Raw genomic sequence first — 21,890 nt, 5'->3', positions numbered from 1 at the left:
GCCGTGCCTGCCCCTCAGGCGCTCCTGGAGTCCGGGGAGCAGGCCGCGAGCGCCTCGCGCCAACCGGCCACCGACGTCCAGAAACCGGCGGGGACCGGCTGCGGCGTGAACAGCCACATCCGCTCCGTGGCGGGTGAGGCCCGTCCGGCTATCTCCGGACGCGGCCGGTAGGGCGGCCTCCCGCTCACCGGGTACCACGTGTACTCCAACGGGTCGAGCAGCGCCATCAGCCGCTCCTCGACCCCCCGGTCCGGCCGGACCTTGACCAGCATCCACGGCCGGTACCGGCGCAGCACCTCCAGCCCCCCGGCGACCACGTCGGGCTCCGTGCCGACCGTGTCGATCTTCACGACCGCCGGGGCGGCGGACGCGGTCTCGCTCCACCGGGCCAGGGTGCTCACCCCCACGGTGATGTGGGACAGGTCCCCCCGGGCGGCGTGCACCAGCGTGTTGCACATGTCGTTGTTCCTGGCCCGGCGCAGGTGGGCGGTGCCGTTGTGGTTGCTCAGCGCCAGCTCCACCACCGAGAACCCCAGGTCCGCGGAGGACGACACCGCACGGGCGGCCGAGGCGATCTCGGGCGTGGGCTCGAACGCGAACACGGGCCGGCTGCTGCGCGCGGCGGCCAGCACCGAGTAGACCCCCACCCCCGACCCGACGTCGAGCACCGCCCCGGGCCGCGTGTGGCCGAGCATGGCGAGGAAGCAGGCCAGGCTGTCGGGTTCGTGGCGGGCCAGGCCGAACGCGGCCAGGCGCCGGGGCACCGTCAGGTCCCCGGGGAGCCGCAGGGTGAGGCTGTCCGGCCCGGCCCCGCGGGTGTCCGACGCCAGTCGCGGGAGGGCGAAGGTGAAGCTGCGGCTCCACGGCGGGACGTGCGCGGGGTCCAGGCCGCCCAGCCGCCTGGGCAGGCGCACGCGGATCTGCCGTGTCGCGAAGCGGACGAGCGGGTAGCGGCGCACGAGCGCCCGGAGTTGTTCGGTGACCACAGTTGTCCTCCCCCAGGAACGTGGCCGCGGCAGAGGAGGGTGAGCGGAAGGCCCCGCCGCCCCCGCGGCGGGGCCGCGCCGCCGCGCGGTACCCCCGGACGTGCCGCCTGCCCGCTGCGCCGGGTCGGTCGAGGAGCCCACCGTGCCCCTGTGGCCCTCGTCGCCCCCGCCCGGCACGGACCGGACGTCCACCGGATGCCGCCTCCCCCGTGTCAGCGGCCGTGTTTCGACCGGGGACGCGGGGTGCGGGTGCCCGGGTGCGCGGCACACGGCCGCCCGGACGGTTTCCACCCCCGGTCCCCGGAGACGTTGAACGAACCTACTGTGAGCAGCGTCCCCTGTGCAGCGTGTTTCGGTGATCGGTGCCGCTTTCCGGCGGCGGGGGACCGTCCCACCCGCCGGTCCGCATAGACTCGGGCCTTGTGAGTCTGTCTATCGGGATCGTCGGCCTGCCCAACGTCGGCAAGTCCACCCTCTTCAACGCCCTGACCAAGAACGACGCTCTGGCGGCGAACTACCCGTTCGCGACCATCGAGCCCAACGTCGGGGTCGTGGGCGTGCCCGACGGCCGGCTCGGGAAGCTGGCCGAGATCTTCGGTTCGGCCAAGGTCCTCCCGGCGACGGTGGACTTCGTCGACATCGCGGGCATCGTGCGCGGCGCCTCCACCGGTGAGGGCCTGGGCAACAAGTTCCTCGCCAACATCCGCGAGAGCGACGCCATCTGCCAGGTGATCCGGGCCTTCGACGACCCCGACGTCACGCACGTCGACGGCGACGTCGAGCCCTCCCGCGACATCGAGACCATCAACACCGAGCTGATCCTCGCCGATCTCCAGACCCTGGAGAAGGCGCTCCCGCGCCTGGAGAAGGACGCCAAGCGCAACGCCAAGGACAAGGGCGCCCAGGAGCTGCTCCAGGCCGCCCGGCAGGCCCAGGAGGTCCTGGACGGCGGCACGTCGCTGTCCGCCGCCGAGGGCATCGACCTGGACCGGCTGCGCGAGCTGAGCCTGCTCACGGTCAAGCCGTTCATCTACGTGTTCAACCTCGACACGGACGAGCTCGCCGACGAGGCGCTGCGCGGCAAGCTCCAGGCCCTCGTCGCCCCCGCCGAGGCGATCTTCCTCGACGCCAAGATCGAGGCGGAGCTGGCCGAGCTGGACGACGACGAGGCACAGGAGCTCCTGGAGTCCCTGGGGCAGTCCGAGTCGGGCCTGGCTCAGCTCGCCCGGGTCGGCTTCGACACCCTCGGGCTCCAGACCTACCTGACCGCCGGGCCCAAGGAGGCCCGCGCCTGGACGATCAGCAAGGGCGCGACCGCCCCCGAGGCCGCGGGCGTCATCCACACCGACTTCCAGCGCGGCTTCATCAAGGCCGAGGTGGTCTCCTACGACGACCTCGTGGCCGCGGGCGACATGCAGACCGCCCGCGCCGCGGGCAAGGTCCGCATGGAGGGCAAGGAGTACGTGATGGCCGACGGCGACGTGGTCGAGTTCCGCTTCAACGTCTGACCGGACCAGGGACCCCGCGGCACCCGTGAGGGGCCGCGCACCGCCGTGACCGCGGCGGCGCGCGGCCCCTCACGCGCTGTCGGCCGGCGCCGCGCCCGGCACGGGGGCGGTCCGGTCCGGTGTCCGCAGCCGGGCCAGGACGCCGAGCACGAGCAGCGCCTGCGCCGCGGTGTAGGTGAGCATCACCCAGAAGCCGTCCCCGGGGAGGCCGAACCCGGGGACGAACGCCCCGAGGGCGATCAGGCCGTCGGAGACGAGGAACAGCGCCCCGCCGGCCCCCGCGAGCGGGTGCACCCCGGTGGCGAGGACCGCCGCCGCCCCCAGGCAGAGTCCGTACAGGAGCACCGGGACCAGCAGGTCTCCCGCGCCGGGGGCGCAGGCCAGGGTCAGCGCCCCCACGGCTCCGGCGTAGGGGACGAGGAGCGCCCGGCGGCGGTGGAGGACGCTGTCCGACCGCAGGGGCGCGAAGGCGACGGCGTACACGACCTGCGCGACGAGGAAGAACCCCACCATCAGCAGGAACGCGGTGTCGCCCGAGGCCAGTGCGGGCGCGGTGTCGCCGAGCCAGGAGAGGCCGAGGGCGGTCGCGGCCAGGACCGCGAGGCGTGCGCCCGGCCGGGGGGCCTCTGCGAGGAGGACGGCGGCGAGGACGGGCATCAGCAGCGCCTGTGTCGGGCGGGACCAGTCGTCGGCGCCGTACCACTGGACGACGAGGTGGACGGCGGACAGCGCGGTGTAGAGGGCCAGCAGGGCCCGTGCGAGGGGGCGGCGGGGGAGCATCGCGCCATCCTAGGCGCCGCACCGCACCGTGCCGAGTGGGCCCCGGGGCGCCCGCCGCGGGGGCGCTGTGCGTGCGGGGGCGGTGGGAGGGGTGGGGCCGCGGTGGCGTCCCCGGGGTCCTCGGAGGGGGTTCGGATCCTCCCGAAGGAGATCCCGGTTACATCCCGTCAACGGTTTCCTGCCCCCGGAGGACAGAACTTGCTCCCTGCCGAGTGACTAATCGCTTTCCGGTCCAACCAAAACTGCGCCGACGTGCACAGCCCCACCTTGAGTTCCATGAACCATTGCTGTGGTATGCACCTTTTGGGAAGTTCTACCGTTGCGCGCAATGCGCTGTTGGCGGGGAAACGCGGAGTCACGGAGGCCCCTCCCAACCCCCACAATGCCTCACTATAGGGATGGGGTAGACAAGGGCGTGGCGGATACGCCGTCCGAAGCGGGCGGCGCGGAACTGTGTGCAGGAGGCGGGGATGGCGAAGGCGTCACGACGCGGCACCGCCGTACGTGACCGGGAGGGCGACGAGATGGAGTTCGACGCCCCCCGAACCCGACGGCCCCGTGCCGGGTCGGGCGGGCGCTGGTGGGTCGGCGTGGGACGCGCCGTCCTGTGGGCGTTCATCATCGTCGTCGTCTTCAACGGCATCTGGTTCCCCCTGCGCGGGGGGTTCGCCCTGCCCGCGGCGTCCGAGGAACCCGAGCAGGCGGAGGAGCCCGCCTACCCGGAGACGGCGGCCGCGGCCTTCGGGCTCCGGTTCGCCGACGCCTACCTCGACACCGCCGACACCGAGGCGCGGCTGTCGGCCCTGGCGGCGTTCGTCCCCGAGGGCGAGGCGGCCGGACTCGAGGTCCCCGCCGACAGCCTCACCGGGGACAACCTCACCGTCGTCGCCGTGGACGTCCACGACGACCACAACGCCTCGATCATCGTGCGGGCCGACGTCAACGGCGAACCCATGCGCCTGGACGTGCCCGTCTACGCCGACGGGGACTCCCTGGTGGTGGCCGGCGCCCCGGCCTTCCTCGCCCCGCCCAGCCGGGCGAGCCTGCCGGAGGACGCCTCCTTCGAGACCGACCCGCAGGCCGCAGAACAGCTCACGGAGGTGCTGCCGGGCTTCTTCGAGGCCTACGCGGGGGAGCCCGCGCACCTGGAGCGCTACGTCGAACCGGGCGTCACCATCGCCCCACTTCCGGAGAACAGCCTGGAATTCGTCGAACTGTCCGATATGGCGGTGCCATCACAGTCCCCGAACGGGGATGATGACGTACGACAGGTAGCGGCGACGGTCACGTGGAGCGTTCCGGCCCCCGACGGGGCCGAAGCCGGGCGGGTGACGCAGAACTACCTGGTCACGGTCGTCGACTCCGGTTCCGAGTGGCACGTCCGCGACATCCAGGGAGCCCCTCGCTCGTTCGGCGGGTGACGGGGCCAGTAGGCAAGGAGACGAGAAGAACCATGAGCACACCGGTCACGACAGCGGAGGACGGCGCCTGACATGCTCCCCCTGCTGTCATCCACACCTGACGTGTTCCATGCCGTCGGCGCCACCGACCTGCTGACCCTCGCGGTCGAGACCACCCCGACGGAGAACGCCCCCGACACCGGGGGCCTCGCCGACTTCCTGCGCGGCTTCTTCGGGCCCCTCTTCCTCGTCATCGTGTCCATCGTGGCGGTGTTCTTCCTGTTCACGAGGGAGATCACGCGGTTCGCGCAGTTCATCATCCTGGCGATCTTCATCGGGATCGTGTTCTACGTCCCCGGCATCATCGAGGTCATCGCAGTGGCGCTCGCCCGAGCGATGGGCGTATCGACGGAATAGGCGAGGGAGGCCGGGAACGTGGATCTGCCCACGTACACCAACATCTGGCGTATCGAGAAGCGGCTGTACAAGCTCTACGATTTCCGGCTGCCCATGCCGCTCCCGGTGGGCACGTTCGGGGTCGCCCTGGGCGTGTTCGCGCTCTGGGTGGTCCTGCTCAGCATCCTCAACGCGCCCTTCGCGTTCGGCAACGGCTGGCACCTGGTGCTCTGGGTCGTGCCCCCCGGGGTGATCACGGTGCTGGCGACGCGGCCGGTCATCGAGGGCAAGCGGCTCACCGAGCTGCTCATCTCCCAGGCGCGCTTCCTCGCCGAGGCCAGGGTGTACACCCGCCTGGCCCCCGAGTACGAGCCCTCCGAGGTCCGCGTGGCGGTGCGCGTGTGGCACCGCGACCCCGAGGCGGGCCCCCTGGCCGTACCCAGGCGCCGCCGCGCCGGGCGCCGGGCGGTGGAGGCCGCCCCCGCCGCGGTCCCGGCCGAGGAGACCACGGCCGTGCGCCCCGTGCCCGCGGCCGCGCCCCCGCTGCCCGGCCTGGCCGAACGCGTCTCCGCGTCCGCGTCGGCGGTCGAGGAGGCGCCGGCGCCCGCCGCGGCGGGAAGGGGCTCCGGGGGCGGGGACCGCGAGCCGGTCCGCGTCTCCGCCGCACCCCTGCTCCCGGCCTCCGCCGTGAGCGCGCCCGCCGCGCCCTCCCGGGTCGCCTTCCCGGGGGAGCGGACCGCGCCGGAACGGACCGGCGGGTCCGGGGACGCCGGGGCCCCCGCGCGCGAGGAGCGCGTACCGGTCGCCGTCGCGTCCCTCGCGCGACCCGGTGACCGGGCTCCGGAGGACGACCGGGGCGAGGAGTTCCACGCGTCCGAGGCCTCCGCGGGGTCCCACGGGGACCCCGGCACGCCGGACGGTCCCGACGGGCCGCGCCGGGGGGTCGGCCGCCGCGTGCTCAACTACTTCGGGTGGGGCCTGCGACCGGAGCGCCCCGCCGCCCCGGAGGAGGCCGGGAGCGGCGACGACGGCGAACGGGACGCGTTCGACGAGGAGCCGGTCCACCGGACCGAGAACGACGAACAGCGCGACAGCGACGCGTGGTTCGCCAACCTGCGCGCCTCCTCCGGCGAGACCCCCGTCGGCCTCACCTCCAAGAACGCCTACTCCCTCGGTGACACCGGCGCCCTCAGCCGGGACGAGGTCGCCGACGCCGTCGCCGGGAACCGGGGACCGGGACGGGAGCGCCGCCGTGCCGAGGAGGTGATGTCCGCCCCCGACCCCGAACCGCAGGACGACACCCCCGCCGCGCGGCGCCTGCGCGGCCGCACCCAGGGCATCCGGGTCGCGAAGGACCTGGAGGAGCGCCGCACCGAGCAGGTGCGCGAACGGGGCCCCAAGGAGCAGCGCCCCGTCCGGGCCCAGGGAATCGGCCTCCCCGAAGCGGGGACCGCACCCGCCCCCGGCGAAGGGGACCGGGCCCCCGAGGGGCCCCGGGTTCCGCGCCGCCGGGGACGCCCGCACGCCGCCCCGTGGGACCTGGACGAGGAGCGGGCCGAGGAGGGCCCCGCCGACCACGCGGACCTGTCCGACTACGCGGTCCGCTTCGCGGCCGCCACCGGTCGGCCCGCCGCGGAGACCGCCGTGCCGTGGCTGCCCCCGGCCGCCGCCTCCCCGGCGGAGGCGGACCGCGTGGACGCCGGGCAGGCACCGGGACACGGGACCGGTCCGGCTTCCGGCCAGGACGCGCGGGCCACCGGCGACGCCGCCCACGACACCGCGGAACCCGGGGCTCCGGCCGCCTCCGCCACGGTCACCGAGGCCCCGCAGACCCCGCAGGCCCCGGTCGCACGGGAGCAGGCGCAGACCCGGATCCCGCGCCCCCCGGAGCCTCACGGAACGGGGCCCGCGGCCGACGCCGCGGACGGTGCCGGGGCGGCCCGCACCGCGGCCGCGGTCCCCGCCCCGGAACTGGACCACGGCACCGGCGAGCAGGACGCCATGCCCCGGAGGCCGGAGGAGGAGCCGGAGGACCGGGGACCGGAGTGGGACGCGCACATGTCGGTGCTCGACCGGCACCTCATCACGGCGGACACCCCGGCGCCGCCCCGTCCCAAGTTCGCCGACGCCGTCCCCACCACCGAACGGGACGCCCCCCGCGACCCCGGCGAGTGGTTCGAGGACGGGAAGAAGCGCCACCCGGACCAGCCCAAGGTCGGCGACCGCGGCAACCCGGTCATCCCGGCCGGCGAGCTGCGCGAGGACGGCGCCGCCGTGTCCGGACCCGCCGACGACCCCGGCGCGGAGGCGGCCAGGACGGAGGCCGCGGAGCCGGTGCGTCGCGCGCCGGAACCGGAGGAGGCGGAGACGGCCGGGCCGACGGAGGCGGTCCCGGAGCCGGACGCCCCGGAGGAGGGGGCCAAACCGCCCACCCAGCTCGACCACGGGACCGGCGAGCTCGTCAGCTTCGCCGAGGTCCGCGACGAACCGGAGCGGGCCGACCGCAACGTGCGCGCGGACCCCGGCACGGGAACGGCGCGCCGGCGCACGGTCTCCGACCTGGAGGAGGCCGAGGCCGCGGCCCTGGCCCGCCGCCGCGCGGCCGCGGTCCGCGACGCCGGGCGCGGGGAGGACGGCCGCGCCGACGGCGTACGCCCGGCGGGGACCCGCTCCGAGATCGCCCGCTCCGAGGCGGCCGGTTCCGGGGCGGAGGCCGCCGCCGAGGCGGCCCCGCGGACCAGGTGGACCATGCGCGCCACCGGCGCGGCGGAGGACGTGCCGCCCGCCCGGGAGGACACCTCCGCACCGGATCAGCGGGACGCCCCCGCCGACGCGGACGGGCACGAGAGCGCCGCCCGCGACCCCAGGGGCAACCCCAGCATGGCCGACGCCCTCGCGGCGGAGGGCCCCGGATCCGAGGACCTGTGGTCGCGGGAGACGGGGGAACCCGGCGGACCCGGCACCGCCGCGCCCGCCGACGCGGCCCGGGAGGCCGGCGACGGGGCCGGGGCGCCCGACACGGGGCAGGACCCCCGCCCGGACCCGGGGTCCGCGGACGGCGCCGACCCCGGTGACGGCGTCTTCCACCGAGTCGCCCAGAACGCCCGCAAGCTCGGCCAGCTCTTCGGGCAGCCCGTCCCGGGCGACGAGCCCGAGCCGTCCGCCCGGGACCCCCGGCCCCAGCTGGAACTCGACCACGGCACGGGCGAGCAGGAGAGCCTGGGCGACACGCCCAACGGCGTCCCGTCACAGCGGCCCCGGCCCTCCGAGCCCGTCAGGGAGCCGGAGGAGCCCCTCCGCGGCGAGCCGGGCGGCAGCGAGTCCGGCGGCACCCGGGGCTGGCGACGCCTCGCCAAGGTCGTCACCGGCGGGGCGGCGCCCGTCCGCTCGGACCTGCCCCCCAGCGACATCGAGCGGCTGCGCACCCCGCTGGAGGGCTCGCGCAGCCTCGTGGTCCTGGGGTGCACCGGTGGGGCGGGGCAGACGGTCACCACCCTGATGATCGGCCACACCCTGGCCGCGCACCGCGACGACCTGGTCGTCGCGGTCGACGTCAACCCCGGACCCAACGGCCTCTCCCGCAGGGTCGGGGCCCAGACCCCGGAGACCCTGACCGCCCTGCTCGCCAACGCGGACGCGATCGGCGACTACGCCCGGATGAGCGGCTACACCAGCCGGTCGGGCACCGGCCTGGAGGTCGTCCAGACCCTGGACGACCCCTACGTCCAGACCCTGGACGACCGCGACTACGGCCAGCTCGCGTCCCTGCTCGGCTCGTTCTACGGCATCACCCTGCTGGACCCCGCGGCCACCGGCGTCGCGCGGGCGCTGCCGGTCGCGGACGGCCTGGTACTGGTCGCCCCGGCCAACGCCGACGCCGAACGGGCGGTCTCGATGACGTTCGACTGGCTGGACGGCAACGGCTACAACGCGCTGCGGGCCAACTCGGTGCTCGTCGTCAACGGGGTCAGCAAGCGCAGCCTCAAGGACGTCGACGCCGCCGAGCGGGTCGCGCGCGGGCGCTGCCGGGCCATCGTCCGCATCCCGTGGGACGACCACCTCGGCTCGTCCTACACCAGGATCGACGTCGGGGCCCTGCGCCCGGCCACCAAGCGCGCCCACGGTGCGCTCGGCGGCGTCCTCGTCAACGCGCTCGTCCGGTAGCGGCCGGGCCCGGCCCCGGGCGCTCCCCGACAGGGGAGCGCCGCCGGGGCCGGAAGACGAACGGCGCCCGGAGCCCTCGACGGGCTCCGGGCGCCGCTACGGCACGGGGACAGGGCGAACCGCCGCGCGGGCAGGAGCGGGGCCCGTCCGCGCGGCGGTGGCTCAGCGGCCCACGGGGGTGAAGTCCCGGGAGGCGATGTGCTCCGGGCGCGGCCCCGAGGAGCCGAACGGCGCGGTGCAGGCGTTCTCGACGCTGTTGAACACCACGAACACGTCCGACCGCGGGTGCGGCGTGATGTTGTCGCCGGAGCCGTGCATGCAGTTGGCGTCGAAGACGGTCGCCCCGCCCGCGGGACCGGTCAGCACCTCGATGCCGTGCTGGTGGGCGAGCAGCGAGAGCGAGCTCTCGTCGGGCACGCCGACGCCCCGCGTCTTGGGCGGGGTCCGGTGGTGCGGGCTCGGGGCCGGGTCCACGCACGAGACGAACGTGCGGTGCGAGCCGGGGATGGCCATCAGGGCGCCGTTGTGGGGGTGGTTCTCGGTCAGGGCGACGGAGAAGCTCACCGCCCGCATCCGTGGCATGCCGTCCTCGGCGTGCCACGTCTCGAAGTTGGAGTGCCAGAAGAACGAGCCGCCGCCGAAGCCGGGCTTGTGGTTGACGCGGCTCTGGTGCACGTACACGTCCGATCCCAGGATCTGGCGTGCGCGCTCGACCAGGCGCGGGTCGTTGACGAGCTCGGCGAAGACGTCGCTGAGCTCGTGCACCGCGTAGACCGACCGGACGCCGCCCGACTCGGGGTCGACGACCACGCGGTCGTCCCCCCGGAGGCCGGGATCGGACGACAGCCGCTCCAGCTCGGCGCGGTAGGCCTGGACCTCCTCGCCGCTGACGAGGGAGTCGATCCGGGTGTAGCCGCGTTGGTCGTAGTCCGCGATCTCCTCCGCGGAGAAGGGCCCGCCGTCGGCAGACCCCCACACGGTGGGGGACCTGCGGTACAGGAGTGCGGGTTCGTGGGCCTTGCGGGTCGGGTACTCGTCCGCGGTCGGTATGTCTATCAGGAGAGTCATGGCCTGTCCCCGTGGGGTTCGTCCTCTCTGAGGTAGACGGCGTTCCCTACGACATGCGAACTTAACAAATATCGACCCGGATTTCCTGAATGGCCGAAGGCTCCCGTGTTTGTCGTTTACTTTTCCGGGTAGGACCGTTTTACTTATGGGCTGAAACGCATAATCGCGCTCTCCCCGGCACGCTCCCCCGTCCGCCCCCGGCGTTCGGATCCTCCGGGCCCACCTGCCCTCCGTCACCCTCGGTGTCCCTGGTCGGCATGCCCGGACATCCGCGCAGGTGGCCGTGTCGCCGTCACAGACAACGAAACACGCCGTCACCCAGGGCGATTTCCTTGTGATCTGGTTCACAAGTATATGGTACAGAGCTTGGTTCAAAATTAAGGGGGCGGACGCGGGGACGTCACTTCCGAACAGGTGCGAATTCCCTGTCCGGGACTGGCGCGGAAAGCGCCGTTACCCCACAGTAGTGGGGTCCTTGTTTCCTCGACCCGCTCAAGAGGAGAAATAACGTGACCCCCTTCCCCCGCGCGGTCCCGCGCGTACTCGCGGCCGCCGCCGCGGCGGCCCTCGCCGCCGTCATCGGATGGTCCTCGCCCGCCGCCGCGGACCACGTCCTGCCGCCCAACATCCCCAGCACCTCCGAGGCCCGTACCCAGCTCGGCTCCCTGACCGTCGCGGCCAAGGGGCCCCAGACCGGCTACGACCGCAGCCTCTTCCCGCACTGGAACGTCGTCGACAGCCCCTGTACCGCCCGCCAGGTCGTCCTGCTCCGCGACGGGCACGACGTGGTCACCGACGACGACTGCCAGCCGACCTCCGGCAGCTGGTACAGCGCCTTCGACGACTCCTGGGTGTACGACGAGCCGTCCGACATCAGCGTCGACCACCAGGTGCCGCTGAGCGAGGCGTGGAAGACCGGCGCGGCCGACTGGTCCACGTCCCGGCGCGCCGACTTCGCCAACGACGTCACCAGCTCGCAGCTGTGGCTCGCCACCCCGTCCAGCAACGGCTCCAAGGGCGACAAGGACCCGTCCCAGTGGATGCCGACCAACACCTCCGTCCACTGCGACTACGTCAAGTCCTGGATCAACGTGAAGTACGTGTACGACCTCACCGTGACCTCCGCGGAGAAGTCCTCCATCCAGGGCACCCTCGACTCCGCCTGCTGAACGGCGACCGCCGCCGCGTGACCGCGGTTCCCCTCTCCGGGCCCGTCCCCCCGCAGCGGGGGGACGGGCCCCTCCCGTACGGGCGCGAGTCACGTTTTCGCGGGGATTCTGGCGCGCCGTAACCCCGTCCGCTTCTACGGCCCCGGCACGATGCTCCACTATGGAGGGTGGCACAGGCGGCAGGCCCGGGTGCGTCCGCCGTCCGGGCGCACCCCGACACGCGACGCGACCAGAAGGGCTCAGAGATGACCGGTACCAGGGGGACCCGCGGCGCGACCCGCCTCACGGTCCGCTACTTCGACGACCGCGTGCTCTTCAGCGACAGCGAGGCCTGGGCCTACTTCCGGCTCCCGACGGTGTCGTACGAGTTCACCACCCCCGAGGAACGCCAGGCCCTGGCCACCAACATCACCATCGCCCTCGCCGCCATCCGCATGAACGACGCCGAGGTCCACCTGCGCGTCGCCCACCGCACCTACCCGGCCGCCCAGTGGGCCACCAGCCTGGACGGGACCTCCGACTCCGGCCCCGGCTGGTACGACTACCTCGACGAGATGTACCGGCACGTGTGGGCCAAGGACTTCTGGACCAAGGAGGTCTACCTCGGCGTCCGCCTCGGCCTGCGCGGCTCCGGCACCGGCCTCGGCCTGTTCTCCCAGGTGTTCGGCGCCTACCAGCGCACCGAGGAGGTCCTCGGCATCAACGACGACGCCGTGGACGACAAGGAGATCGCCCGCTGGACGGACCAGTCCGAGCGGCTCGGCCGCGCGCTGGCGGCCAGCTCCCTCCACGCGCGCCACGCCACCTCCGACGAGATCGCGTGGCTCGTCAGACACTCGGTCAGCGGCTCCGCCGAGGAGGTCAGGCCCTCCGCCGCCGGCCGCCGCACCTGGGGGCGCGGCGAGATCGAGGCGCTGGTGGACGGGGTCGTCCACAACGGCCGCTCCATGCTCCGCCTCGAACAGCCCTCCGGCTCCACCTACGTCGCGTTCCTGTCGTTCGCCCGCTTCCCCGACCTGATGCCCTTCCCGGACGGCGAACCGTGGCTGCACCACGCCGACGCGCTCCCCTTCCCGGTCGAGGTGTCCCTGCGGATGAAGCTCATCCCGCCGGCCAAGGCCTCCAAGGACGTCGGCCGCAAGCTCGCGCACGCCCGCGACATGGACGCGCACATCCGCGAGGCAGGGGTGGAGGCGCCCATCGCGCTCGCCGAGCAGATCGACGCCGCCCGCATGCTGGAGCACGGCATCACCAAGGAGCGGCTGCCCTTCGTCTACGGCTGGCACCGGCTCATGGTGTCCGCGCCCACCGAACGCCTCCTCGTCCAGCAGGTCGAGGCCGTCGTCGAGCACTACCGCGACATCGGCATCGACGTCATCAACTCCACCGGCGACCAGTTCTCGCTGTTCAACGAGTCCCTGCCCGGTGACCGCATCCGGCTCCAGGCGTACGCCCAGCGCCAGCCCCTGCGCACCATCGCGGGCGGCATGCCCACCGCCACCGTCGAGGTCGGGGACCGCGTCGACCGCAGCGGGGGCGGCTGGGTCGGCCCCTACATCGGCGAGAGCATCGGCCGGGCCCGCTCCATCGTGCACTTCGACCCGATGGTCGCCGCCGCGCGCAACCGCCCCACCGCCATCGCCATCACCGGCGAGCCCGGCGGCGGCAAGACCACCCTGGCGCTCCTGCTCATCTACCAGCTGGCCCTGCGCGGCGTCACCGTCGCCGCCATCGACCCCAAGGGCGACGCCGAGTCGCTCGTGGAGCTCCTCCGGCGCCGGGGCCGCAAGGCCAGGATCATGTCGCTGGGATCGGCCCAGCCCGGGCTGCTCGACCCGTTCGCCTTCGGCGACGACCTCGCCGCCAAGAAGACCATGGCCACCGAGACCCTGCGGCTCCTGCTGCCCCGCATGAGCGAGGAGCGCGAGTCCGCCATGATCCAGGCGGTGGCCGCCGTCGCCAACCAGCCCCGCCCCTCCCTCGCCAAGGTCGTCGACCACCTCGTCTCCTCGCCCGGAGCCGCCTCCCGCAACCTGGGCGCGGTCCTGCAGTCCATGTCCGAGATGCGGCTCGCCTCGCTGTGCTTCGACCCGCAGGGCGAGACGCAGATCGACACCGAGGGCTGGACCACCGTGTTCACCCTGGGCGGGCTCACCCTGCCCGACTCCGGTGTGGGCCGCGACGACTACTCCTACGAGCAGAGGCTCTCCGTCGCCCTGCTCTACCTGGTGTCCCAGTTCGCCCGCCGCCTGATGAACGGCCTGGACCGCCACCTGCCCAAGGCGATCTTCCTGGACGAGGCGTGGGCGGTCACCTCCACCCCCGAGGGCGCCAAGCTCGTCCCCGAGGTCTCCCGGATGGGCCGCTCCCGCAACACGGCGCTCATCCTCGTCTCCCAGAACGCCGGGGACCTCCTGAACGAGCAGGTGACCAACTGCCTCTCCTCGGTGTTCGCGTTCCGCTCCAGCGAGCGCTTCGAGGTGGAGAGCGTCATGGCCCTGCTCGGGGTCGACCCCACCGAGGACCACCTCGCGGTGCTGCGCAACCTGGGCAACGGCGAGTGCCTGTTCCGGGACCTGGACGGCCGGGCCGGGCGGATCGGCGTCGACCTCGTCTCCGACCGGCTGCTGCGCTGGCTCGACACCAACCCCACCCGGCAGCGCCCGGGGGAGGAGGACGACCTGGTGGCGGCCGGACACGACGAACCGGTCTGACGGGTCCGCGTCGCGGACGGGACCCGCAGGTGGCGGCGGCCCCCCGCGGGCCGGGCGCCGGGCGCGGCAAAGGCGTCCCGGGCGGCAGGTTCGGGGCGGCCCCGGGGTGGGCATCTCCTATTTTGTCGGGCTCCTCCCCGGGTGCCCGCCCCCGCCCCGCCTCCCGACAGACCCACCACTCACGAGGGACCGCCCATGAGTGAGGACGTCATCCGGCCGCGACCCGTCATCGACCCCTCCCTGCCCGAGGAGCTGCGGGAGGAGGTCACCTGGCAGGCGCGCGCGCCCGACCGCTTCCCGCGCCGGTACGACACCGGGTCGGCAGGGCGCCGGGCCCGCCTGAGGGAGGGCGGCGTCCAGCTGCTCGGGGTCGGGTTCACCACGGCACTGGCCCTGTTCACCGCCGGCTGGTACCTGGGCATGGTGATCGTCAGCATCAGCCTGGTCGCCTATGTCGCCGCCCTCGCCTGCCGCGGGGACGCCCGCCCCGCGGTGCGCGCCACGGGGGCCCTCGTCGGGGCCGGCGCCGTCGCCGCCGCCCCGGTGTGGCTGACGGACGTCGTCCCGCAGGACCCGTTCCCGGGCATGCCCTGGGCGCTGTTCGGCGTCCTCGTCGCCATGGTCGCCGCCGACGCCCTCACGTCGGGCGCCGGACGGACGGTGGAGGGGCCCAGACAGCAGTTCGTGGTCCTGTCCGACGACCTCACCGAGGCCGACCGCGCCCTGGTCGCGGAGGTGCAGCGCACGATCGACCTGGTGTCGGACGCCCGGGCCGACCTCGGTGCGGACGCGCTGGACACCGACCGGGCGCTGGCGGTCCTCCGCGAGCAGGAGTGGCGGATCGCCTCCCTCCTCGCCCGGCAGCGGGAGCTGCGCCGCGCCCACGCGCGCCGGTGGCAGCGGGCGTCGTCGCCCAGGGTCCGGGACGCGCTCAGACCCCAGCGGGAGCACCTGGGCGCGGTCGAGGACGCGGTCCGCGCCCGGGTCGCCCAGATCACCGCGTACGGGGTCCTGGTCGAGCAGGCGGTGGCCGCCCACCGGGAGTGGGAGCAGTGCCAGGAGGCGGTGGACTCCACCGCCGACTACGTCGACCACCGGGTGTCCGCCGGGTTCCTCGGCACCGCCTCGGCGGACGTGTCCGAGCTGTGCGCCACCGCCGAGTCGGCCCGCAGGGTGCGCGACGAGCGGGTCGAGCGCATGCTCACGGCCGACAGGCTGCTCACCGCCCCCGAATGAGGCGTTGCGCGGTCGCGGACCCGCTCAGGCGACGCCCCCGCCGAACCCGAAGTGGGACCGCACCCGCTGCGGGAGCAGCAGCAGGCCGCCGATCGCCACGTTGAACACCAGCAGCAGCACGTAGAACGCCAGTTGCTCCGGGTTGTAGATCAGCACCGAGAACAGGCCGAAGAACAACCCGATCGCCGCGATGCCCTGGACGATCACCACCGCCCCGAACACGAGGCGTGAGCGCAGGACCGCCCCGGCCGCCCCGATGACCGAGTAGGACCCCCACAGGCCCAGGAGGAGTACCGTGCCCCAGCCCGTGGGGCCCCCGTTGACGGCCTCGGCCGCGAACAGCACGGTGAGGAACAGCAGGTAGGCGGCGTTGAGCGCCAGCATCACCGCCGCGACGAGCACCTGCACCGGCCTGCCCGCCGCGGGCGCGCCGTGCGCCCACGTCCCCCGGCCCCCGGGCGCCGGCGGCGCACCGCTCCCCGGGGCGAAACCGGCGCGACCGGAGCCGTGCCCGGGGGCGGCGGGCCTCCCGTTCAGGGTGAAGTGCCCGGTCCCCGGCGCCGCGGGCGCGTGCGGGGCCTGCGCCCCGTACCGCCCGGCCGGCTGCTGCCGGTACGGGCGGCCGGGCGCCGTCATGGGGTGCGGGGTGTCGTGCGCCCCGGGCGCGGCGGGTCCCGCGGGGTTCGGCCGGTGTGCCGGGTGGCCGCCCGACACCCCCGTGTGCGCGGGCGGCCCCTGGGGCTCCTGGGGCCCCGAACCACCGGACACCGACGGGATCCCCATCACGCCGGGCACCGTGGGGCCGCCCGGGGCCCCGGGCCTCAGGGTGTCCGGGAAGGCCGCGTGGCCGCCGGTCGGCTGCCGCTGCGCTGGGTAGGCGCCGCTCGGGCCGGACTCCTGCCACCGGGTCACGCCCGCGCCGGCGCCGCCGGGGCCGTGCGCGGGATCGTCGCCCGGGGCGCTCTGCGGACCCGTGTCCGGGGCGGGGTCCGCGCCGCCCGTGTACGCCCGTCTCTCCCGGGCCAGGAGGGCCAGGGCCTCCGCCGGGTCGGGACGCAGGGCCGGGTCACGGTCGAGCAGCGCCCCGATGAGCGCCCTCAGCGGCGCGCTCGCCGGGTCCTCGCCGTATCCCGGCACGGACAGCGGCGGCGGCATCGGCGCGGTCAGCACCGCGCTGATGATCCCCGTGATGCTGTCCCGCTTGAACGGGGTGTGCCCCTCGAGCAGGGAGTACAGGGTGACGCCCAGACTCCACAGGTCGGACGCGGGCAGGGCGCGCTCACCCTCGAACCGCTCCGGCGCCATGTACTCGGGCGAGCCGATGTACACGCCGGTCTGGGTGAGGGCGGCGCTGCCGTCGACGTTCGCGATACCGAAGTCCGTCAGGACCGTACGGCCGTCGTCGGTGAGCATGATGTTGGCGGGCTTGACGTCGCGGTGGGTGACCCCCGCGGCGTGCGCCGCCCTCAGGCCGCCGAGCAGCGACCTCGCCGCCTCCTCGACCTGCTCCACCGGCATCGGACCGTGGCGGTCCAGGTGGTGCTGCATCGACGCGCCGCTCAGCAGCTCCATGACGATCCAGGGGCTGTCGTCGTGTTCGAGCACGTCGTGGATGGTGACCACCGACGTGTTGGTGATCCTGGCGGTCGCCTGCGCCTCGCGCAGTGTGCGCGCACGGGCCTCGGCGCGGTCCTGCGGGTCCATGCCCTCGGGGAGGAGGACCTCCTTGACGGCCACGTCGCGCTGGAGGGAGGGGTCCCAGGCGTGCCACACCGTGCCCATTCCGCCCGCGCCGAGTCGTTCGCGCAGCTCGTAACGGCCGACGGTGCTACGGCCGGGAGTGGGCATAGGGGCGCATCCCTTCTGGCGGTGGGGGACGATGCGCGGCCAATCTATCCAAGAAAGGCCCTGCCGCCGCGCCTTGCGGTGCTCGCCGCCGTTTTCTGAAGCTTTCTCACTGTAATCCGGCAAGGCCCTCCACCCCTGGGCGCGAACGGCAGGTGACCGAAAGCGGTCACTGCCGAGGGGGGTCGTTCCGGGGAGGGGGTCAGGGGCCTTCCGGGACAGTGACCACGGTACCGGTGCGGTGCGACGGAATCCTCGGCGAACGGGCCCCGACCGGGGAGAGGGGCCGCTCGAACACAAGAGCGTCCTGGTCAGGGCCATTACTGACCTTGGCCATGTTTCGGCGTCCGGGCGCTCCCCGCCGCAACTCCTCGGAACGGAGCTCCTTCCGATACACGCCCCCTTTTCTTTTTGTCACCCAGGGATACTCCTCCTCACTCATGGTGACGAATTCGGGGCTGTTCCGCCGTCTCCCGCGGGTCCCCGTGCGGAAGGCCGACGGCCGCCGGCTCGTGGTGCGCCGCCTCCGCGCGGGGAACGGCCGGTTCCGGCGCCCACGCGACCGGCAGGCGCAGCAGGGCCACCGCGCACAGGGCGGCCGCCGCCCACGCGACCGCGCGACCGCGGACGGAGGCCAGGACGAGTGCGGCGGCCGCCCCCTGGGCCGCGGCGGCGAGCGGCGGCCCCCAGACCGGGCCGACGCCGAACCAGGGGTACATGAGAGCGGTCTGGGTCAGCGCCAGCGCCACGGACGCCGTCAGCAGGACGGCGGTGGCGCCGGGGCGGGGGAGTCCCGTGCCGCGCAGCACCGCGTACAGGGCGGCGTGGGCCGCAGCGAGCCCCGCGATCCCGGCCCCGGCCCAGGCGGCGGACGCCGCCGCGCCGGTGGTGGCCGTGAAGAGGGCGAAGGCGCCCACCACGAGGAGGACCCCCGTGGCGGCCGGCGGGTACAGGACGGCGCACACGAGGAGCACGGCGGAGCTCCCTGCCGGGAGGGGCGGTCCCGCGGGCCCTCCGGGGCCGCGGGTCGGGTCGGCCGGGCCTGGTCGCGGAGCGGTCATGCTGCGTCCTCCGTGCGTGTCGGTGCGGGTTCGTCCGGCGGCGGAGCCGTGGACCGGTTCGGCGGTTCGGTGGGGCGCGTGGTTTCGGCCGGGCGCCAATGACAGCTCGGGGGCCTGCAGAAGACCGGAGTGGAACCGGGTGCCAGTCCGATTGGTGGCAGGGTGTCCACTTCTGGCCGAGAAGCCGAGTGTGATGCCCCTCATAGTCGCCTGGTGGAGAGAAAATTGTGGCCTTGCGGTTTTTGGGAGTTTCGGAAGGCCAGTCATGTCTTCTACCTGCGGAAACATGCGGAATGGTGACTTTTGTACACGCTGGTCTGGGTGTCGGGAGGGTGGGAACCGGAAATCCAGTCGCGTTGTACCCATCCCCCGGCCCGGTGATGGCGCACCATAGAAGATGGGGTAAAGACATGCGGGGGTCCTGCGGTCGCGCACGGCCGCGCGCGGAGCTGTGCACGCGTGCGTGTGCGACCACCGGCAGGACCCTGTGTCTGCCATCGTCCCCGCACGAACACACGACGCAGGAGCCAGCAGATGACGCATCAGAACGTCCGACGGCGGGGATGGCGACGCCTCCTGATGACGTTCCTGATGCTCTCCGGCTTCCTGCTGCTACCGCTCACCAGCGCCCAGGCCAACCCGCTCTGCCCCGGGGAGCCCGCGCCGCTGCCCGAGTCCGCGGGCAGCGGATCCGACGGGCTCCTGGTACCCCCGCAATCGCAGTCCGCCATCGCGGGGGCCCCCGACGGGCTGCCGCCCGACGCCAGCATGTACGGGCAGTACGGCACCGCCGGCCAGCAGTGGCACATGATCACCGAATCGTGCGTCGACGGGATCAGCAACGGGGCCCAGGCCACGCTCGCCAACACCGCGTGGGACCTGTCGAAGACCATCAACCAGTCGACGATCACCGTCTACCAGGCGGCGACCTCGGACGGTCTCCTCGCTAGCTTCAACGAACTCGTCGAGAACGTGGTCGTCACCCTCAGGGAGGGGATCTGGCGCCCCCTCATCCCCACCGTCGTCATCCTGGGCGCACTGTGGCTCGGGTGGTTCGGTCTCATCCGCAAGCGGATGACCCTCACCATCGAGTCGACGATCTGGATGATCGGGGCCACGGCCCTCGGGCTGTGGATCATGATCAACCCGGCCCAGATCATGAGCATGGCCGGCGGACTGGTGAACTCCGGCAGCCAGCTGGTGACCAGCACCGTGGGGCAGGTGCCCTACGGGGGAGGGTCGGGGACGTGTCCGCCGGGAGCAGAGGCGCCCGAACGGGCCGACTGGGAGTCCGAGTCGGACTTCCAGGTCCGGCGCAACGCCGACATGCTCTGGTCGAGCCTGGTCTGCCAGCCGTGGGTCGCGGGACAGTTCGGTAACGGCCCCTTCGCGAGCAGTGCTGTTGAAGACCATGCAGTGGACCTAATAGCAGCTCAGGGTGTGGGGAGGATCGAGCAGCAGCAGATCAGGGATGGCGAGCTTGACGCGAACACGCTGATTGAGGAGAAGCAAGAGTCCTACGAGGCGATCGCCGCAGACGTTCAGGAGTTCTACCCCAGCATCTACCCGCTCTTTTCAGGTCAGGACCAGGGCAGCCGCCTGGGGGTGGCGACACTCGCGCTCTTCGCGTCGGTCTTCGCCGGCGGGCTGATCCTCGCGGGTTCCGTGGCCCTCATCGTCCTGAAGATCGCCTTCCTCATCCTCTTCCTGTTCGCTCCGGTGTTCCTGCTCATCGGAATCCATCCCGGGTACGGGCGCATGGTCCTGCTGCGCTGGGTGGAGCTGATGATCGGGTTCCTGCTCAAACAGATCTTCGTCGTGCTCCTGATCTCCCTGCTGGTCATGTGCTACGGGATGGTCATGTCCACCAGCCTCGGCTGGGGACTGCAGATGATCCTCCTCGCCCTCTTCACCGTGGCGCTGTTCGTCTATCGCAAGCCCTTCGTCTACCTCTTCGCCTCGGTCAACGCGAACACGTTCACCTCGAGGATCGTGAGCGACGCCGCCCAGAGCCAGGCGCTCAGCAGGAGCGCCGTGGTCCTCCCGCCGATCGCCAACCTGAAGACGCAGGCGTGGGGTCTGCGCCGGGCCCCGCAGATCGCCGCAGGAGCGGCCGGCGTCCCCGCGGGCGGAGGGGGCGTCCCCCCCGCCGCCGCAGAGACGGGCGTCGGCGACGAGGTCCCGGCCGACGGGGTCCCGGTGCGTGCGGACGGGGTCCGAGCCCGCGGCGGCGGATACGGGCGGGTCCGGGGTGACGGGGACGCCCCGCCGCTGAACGTCAACAGGAGCAACAGCGGCGGGGTGGGACCGCGCCCCTCCGGCGGGGCGCGCGACGGGAACCAGGCGCCGAGCCTCGACGGCGCACGGTCCGGATCGATCCCGCCCCGCCCGAGCGGCGGCTACACCGGCACCGGCGACAGCGGGTGGGCGGGCGTGTTCGGCACCGGGAACGGCAGCCGGGGCGGCTCCGACCGGCGTGACGGCGGCGGTGGCGGAGGCTCCGTTCTCGGCGGCGGTTCCCCCGTCTCCGGGAACAGCCGGGCGGCCGGCTCCGACCGGCCCGAGCCGAGCACCGGCCGGGGCATCTTCGCCGGACGCGAGGACACCCCGGCCCGTGGCGGCCTGGACGCGCGCGGGTCCCGTTGGGGCGCTCCAAGGGAGAGGCGCGAGCGGCAGGCGCCGCAGCGTCCGGCGCGCCCCGCACCCTCCAACGAGGGGCGCGGCCGGGGGGACGGCGACGGCGGCTGGCTGACCGGTTCGGACAAGCGCCGCGACAACGCGCCCATCACCCCGTTCTGGGGGGAGAGCCGGGGTTCCGGCACGCGGGACCGCAAACGCGACGTCCCCTTCTGGCTGAACGACGACTGACGGACAAAGGCCCCGAACCATGCCCAACCCTCTCCCTGAACGCGCTCAGCGTGCTGTCTTCATCGGTCTGATAGCGGTGCTGGTCGTGTTCGGGCTGTACCTCAGCCTCGGCGGTTTCGGGGGCGGCGACGAGGAGGGCCCCGCCGCCTCGGAGGAGCCGGGGGCGTCCCCGAGCGGAGCGACCGATCCGGCGGCCCCCGGCGGGCTGTCGACGGTGGAGCCCAGCCCCATCGACACCACGGCCGAGGAGGACGTGGACGTCCTCGACTGGTTCCCCTTCACCGAGGAGGAGCTGAGGGCGGCGGGGGCGACGGCGCGGACGTTCGCCGAGGCCTACGGGACCATCGACTACACGGGCTCCCCCGAGTCCTACTACGCCTCGATGGAGGCCCTGGCGACCGACGAGTACGCCCGGGTGCTCGTGGACGCGAGCAGGGCGGGGGCGTTCTGGGAGGAGATGTCCGAGGTGGAGGCCGTCGCGCAGGGCAGGGCGGAGGTCGACTCCGTGCGCACCTACGGCAGCGACTCCATCACCTTCGTCGTGACGGCCCAGTCCATCACCGAGACCGCCGACGCCGAGTTCGACGAGGAGCTCGGGGAGTTCGCGGTCACCGTCGTCCGCGGGGGCGGCGCCTGGCAGGTCTTCGACTTCCAGCCCGCGGACGCGGGCCAGTTCGGGGAGGAGTAGCCCACGT

General features: G+C 73.5%; 14 protein-coding genes. 9 read left to right on the top strand and 5 right to left on the bottom strand.

Annotated elements, in window-relative coordinates; translation table 11 throughout:
- Positions 1–14: 14 nt before the first annotated feature.
- The gene (locus OUQ99_RS26685) at positions 15–986 is read right to left on the bottom strand and encodes an FkbM family methyltransferase (RefSeq protein ID WP_267946529.1); all 972 of its coding nucleotides are present in this window, start codon (positions 984–986) and stop codon (positions 15–17) included.
- Between the two features lie 422 nt (positions 987–1,408).
- Here OUQ99_RS26685 and ychF point away from each other — a divergent pair, with 422 nt between their 5' ends.
- Complete coding sequence (ychF, locus tag OUQ99_RS26680) at positions 1,409–2,494, top strand: redox-regulated ATPase YchF (protein WP_267946528.1); 1,086 nt, start codon at positions 1,409–1,411, stop codon at positions 2,492–2,494.
- Between the two features lie 69 nt (positions 2,495–2,563).
- Here the strand turns inward: ychF and OUQ99_RS26675 are convergent, their stop codons facing one another.
- Positions 2,564–3,274, bottom strand: coding sequence for a lysoplasmalogenase (locus OUQ99_RS26675; protein WP_267946527.1), 711 nt, complete (start codon positions 3,272–3,274; stop codon positions 2,564–2,566).
- Positions 3,275–3,744: 470 nt separating this feature from the next.
- Between OUQ99_RS26675 and OUQ99_RS26670 the strand changes: the two genes are divergently transcribed.
- The 3 genes from OUQ99_RS26670 (at position 3,745) to OUQ99_RS26660 (ending at position 9,234) form a co-directional block, all read left to right on the top strand.
- Entirely contained in the window at positions 3,745–4,695 is a 951-nt protein-coding gene (locus OUQ99_RS26670) for a conjugal transfer protein (protein WP_267946526.1), read from the top strand.
- A 72-nt stretch (positions 4,696–4,767) separates the two neighbouring features.
- Positions 4,768–5,091 (top strand): hypothetical protein, encoded by a 324-nt coding sequence (locus tag OUQ99_RS26665; RefSeq protein WP_267946525.1) that lies wholly within the window; start codon positions 4,768–4,770, stop codon positions 5,089–5,091.
- A gap of 18 nt (positions 5,092–5,109) precedes the next feature.
- On the top strand, positions 5,110–9,234 hold the full coding sequence (locus OUQ99_RS26660; protein WP_267946524.1) for a TcpE family conjugal transfer membrane protein: 4,125 nt from the start codon (positions 5,110–5,112) through the stop codon (positions 9,232–9,234).
- A gap of 162 nt (positions 9,235–9,396) precedes the next feature.
- On the opposite strand, the gene thpD is transcribed toward OUQ99_RS26660, so the two are convergent.
- Entirely contained in the window at positions 9,397–10,302 is a 906-nt protein-coding gene (gene thpD / locus OUQ99_RS26655; protein ID WP_267946523.1) for an ectoine hydroxylase, read from the bottom strand.
- Between the two features lie 509 nt (positions 10,303–10,811).
- Here thpD and OUQ99_RS26650 point away from each other — a divergent pair.
- The 3 genes from OUQ99_RS26650 to OUQ99_RS26640 all read left to right on the top strand — a co-directional run bounded on the left by OUQ99_RS26650 (position 10,812) and on the right by OUQ99_RS26640 (position 15,421).
- A complete protein-coding gene (locus tag OUQ99_RS26650) occupies positions 10,812–11,471 on the top strand; it encodes a GmrSD restriction endonuclease domain-containing protein (RefSeq protein ID WP_267946522.1) in 660 nt (219 codons plus the stop codon).
- Between the two features lie 245 nt (positions 11,472–11,716).
- The gene (locus OUQ99_RS26645; protein WP_267946521.1) at positions 11,717–14,185 is read left to right on the top strand and encodes an ATP-binding protein; all 2,469 of its coding nucleotides are present in this window, start codon (positions 11,717–11,719) and stop codon (positions 14,183–14,185) included.
- 195 nt (positions 14,186–14,380) lie between these two features.
- Positions 14,381–15,421: a hypothetical protein gene (locus tag OUQ99_RS26640; protein ID WP_267946520.1), complete on the top strand. Its 1,041-nt coding sequence runs from the start codon at positions 14,381–14,383 to the stop codon at positions 15,419–15,421.
- 24 nt (positions 15,422–15,445) lie between these two features.
- Here OUQ99_RS26640 and OUQ99_RS26635 read toward each other — a convergent pair whose 3' ends face one another.
- Together OUQ99_RS26635 and OUQ99_RS26630 are read right to left on the bottom strand one after the other, a co-directional pair.
- A complete protein-coding gene (locus tag OUQ99_RS26635; RefSeq protein ID WP_267946519.1) occupies positions 15,446–17,269 on the bottom strand; it encodes a serine/threonine-protein kinase in 1,824 nt (607 codons plus the stop codon).
- A 431-nt stretch (positions 17,270–17,700) separates the two neighbouring features.
- Entirely contained in the window at positions 17,701–18,240 is a 540-nt protein-coding gene (locus tag OUQ99_RS26630) for a hypothetical protein (protein WP_267946518.1), read from the bottom strand.
- A 621-nt stretch (positions 18,241–18,861) separates the two neighbouring features.
- On the opposite strand from OUQ99_RS26630, the gene OUQ99_RS26625 reads away from it, so the two are divergent.
- Both OUQ99_RS26625 and OUQ99_RS26620 read left to right on the top strand, forming a co-directional pair.
- Entirely contained in the window at positions 18,862–21,195 is a 2,334-nt protein-coding gene (locus OUQ99_RS26625) for a type IV secretion system protein (RefSeq protein ID WP_267946517.1), read from the top strand.
- A gap of 19 nt (positions 21,196–21,214) precedes the next feature.
- Complete coding sequence (locus OUQ99_RS26620) at positions 21,215–21,883, top strand: hypothetical protein (RefSeq protein ID WP_267946516.1); 669 nt, start codon at positions 21,215–21,217, stop codon at positions 21,881–21,883.
- Positions 21,884–21,890 lie beyond the last annotated feature (7 nt).

Origin of the sequence: Streptomonospora nanhaiensis, assembly GCF_026642255.1 — a bacterium.
Lineage (GTDB): Bacteria > Actinomycetota > Actinomycetes > Streptosporangiales > Streptosporangiaceae > Nocardiopsis > Nocardiopsis tropica.
This window is presented reverse-complemented; position numbering and strand designations above follow the sequence as displayed.

Coding starts and splice junctions, on each gene's coding strand:
- OUQ99_RS26645 (WP_267946521.1), top strand. CDS start 11,717: ATGACCGGTACCAGGGGGACCCGCGGCGCGACCCGCCTCACGGTCCGC.
- OUQ99_RS26670 (WP_267946526.1), top strand. CDS start 3,745: ATGGCGAAGGCGTCACGACGCGGCACCGCCGTACGTGACCGGGAGGGC.
- OUQ99_RS26635 (WP_267946519.1), bottom strand. CDS start 17,269: ATGCCCACTCCCGGCCGTAGCACCGTCGGCCGTTACGAGCTGCGCGAA.
- OUQ99_RS26620 (WP_267946516.1), top strand. CDS start 21,215: ATGCCCAACCCTCTCCCTGAACGCGCTCAGCGTGCTGTCTTCATCGGT.
- OUQ99_RS26640 (WP_267946520.1), top strand. CDS start 14,381: ATGAGTGAGGACGTCATCCGGCCGCGACCCGTCATCGACCCCTCCCTG.
- OUQ99_RS26625 (WP_267946517.1), top strand. CDS start 18,862: ATGACGCATCAGAACGTCCGACGGCGGGGATGGCGACGCCTCCTGATG.
- OUQ99_RS26665 (WP_267946525.1), top strand. CDS start 4,768: ATGCTCCCCCTGCTGTCATCCACACCTGACGTGTTCCATGCCGTCGGC.
- thpD (WP_267946523.1), bottom strand. CDS start 10,302: ATGACTCTCCTGATAGACATACCGACCGCGGACGAGTACCCGACCCGC.
- OUQ99_RS26675 (WP_267946527.1), bottom strand. CDS start 3,274: ATGCTCCCCCGCCGCCCCCTCGCACGGGCCCTGCTGGCCCTCTACACC.